The organism is Clostridium puniceum (assembly GCF_002006345.1).
GTDB classification, from domain to species: domain Bacteria; phylum Bacillota; class Clostridia; order Clostridiales; family Clostridiaceae; genus Clostridium; species Clostridium puniceum.
This window is the reverse complement of the sequence record NZ_LZZM01000086.1, coordinates 1-1,740: the sequence shown is the minus strand read 5'-3', so window position 1 is coordinate 1,740 and position 1,740 is coordinate 1. Positions and strand designations below refer to the sequence as shown.

Below are 1,740 nucleotides of genomic sequence, written 5' to 3'. Positions count from 1 at the left end.
CAGATAAAAAAGAATATATAGCAATAGATAAAGCAGAAGAAAAGGAATATTATAAGGTATCATCTGCAGAGAAAAGATTATTTGCAGTATGGGAAATGGATAAAACCAGCATTGTGTATAATATTCCGATGATATTAGAAATAAATGAAGGACTAGATAAAGAAAAAATAGAGAAGTCACTAAGTGAATTAGTAAGAAGGCATGAAGCATTAAGAACAAGCTTTAAAGTATTAGATGGTGACGTTGTACAAAAAGTAGAAAAAGAATGGAAGCTTGACTATATATACAAAGAACTGGAGAGCAGTGAGGTTAAGGAAAAAACAAATAACTTTATTAGACCTTTTGATTTAACAAAAGCACCACTGATGAGAGCGGAACTTATAAAATGTGAAGCACAAAAATATATATTCATGATAGATTTCCATCATATTATAGTAGATGGAGTATCCACAAGCATATTGATGGATGAATTTGTGAAGCTTTATCAAGGAGAAAAGTTATCAGAACCTATACTGCAATATAAAGATTATGCAGAATGGCAGAATACTCTGGAAGAGAAAGGTATTATAAAAGAACAAGAAGAGTATTGGATGAATAGATTTAAGGGAGAAATACCTGTATTAAATATTCAAACAGACTATGAAAGGCCAAATGTACAAAGCTACGAAGGAGACCGTATAAACTTTACCCTAGATAAAGCAACAGCAGATAAATTAAATAATATAGCTAAGGAGACAGGTGCAACACTTTATACAGTGCTTCTGTCAGCATATAATATTCTGTTGTCAAAATATAGTGGACAAGAAGATATTATAGTAGGAACAGTTCAGGCAGGAAGGCCTCAAACAGAACTAGAAAATGTAGTGGGAATGTTTGTAAATACTGTAGCTTTAAGAAACTATCCTAAGGGAGATAAAACTTTTAAGGAATTCTTAGAGGAAGTAAAAAATAACACACTGAGAGATTTTGAAAACACAGAATATCAATTTGAAAGCTTCCTTGATAGGTTGAACTTAACAAGAGAAGCAAGTAGAAATCCATTGTTTGATACAATGTTTGTACTTGAAAATATAGACTTTAATGTTTCAGAAGATAATGGAAAGATTAAATCTATTGAGCCAAAACTAAATATGGCAAAATTTGATCTAACATTAACGGCAATGGAAATAAAGGAAGGTATAAGCTTTAGTTTAGAGTATTGTAGCAAGTTATTTGGAAGCAATACTATTAAAAAGATGTGGGAACATTTTGTAAACATATTGGAAGAGATAGTATTAAATCCAAAAATCAAACTACATGAAATAAATATGTTAAGCAAAGAAGAAGAAAATAAATTAATACGTGAGTTTAACAACACGAGAACAGAATACCCAAGGTGGTCTACAATACAGGAACTATTTGAAGAACAGGTAGAAAAGAGTCCTAATAATATTGCAGTAACATTTAATGGAAAAGAATTAACTTATAAAGAGCTAAATGAAAAATCAAATTCTTTAGCAAGACTTTTAAGAGAAAAAGGAGTATCCTCAGAAAAAATTGTAGGAATAATGGTAGAGAGATCCTTAGATATGATAGTAGGGATAATGGGTATATTGAAGGCCGGAGGAGCTTATCTACCTATAGATCCTGAATATCCAGAGGAGAGAATAAGCTATATGCTAGAAGATAGTAGCGCTCAGATTTTATTAACTAAAAAAAGTTTGTTAAAAGATATAAACTTTGAAGGTGAAATAATAGATT

Annotated in this window: 1 protein-coding gene; it reads left to right on the top strand. The window is 30.7% G+C overall.

Features of this window, described 5'->3' with window-relative positions:
• Positions 1-1,740 (top strand): non-ribosomal peptide synthetase (locus tag CLPUN_RS06655; protein WP_143328992.1); only part of this gene is annotated, 1,740 nt, incomplete at both ends.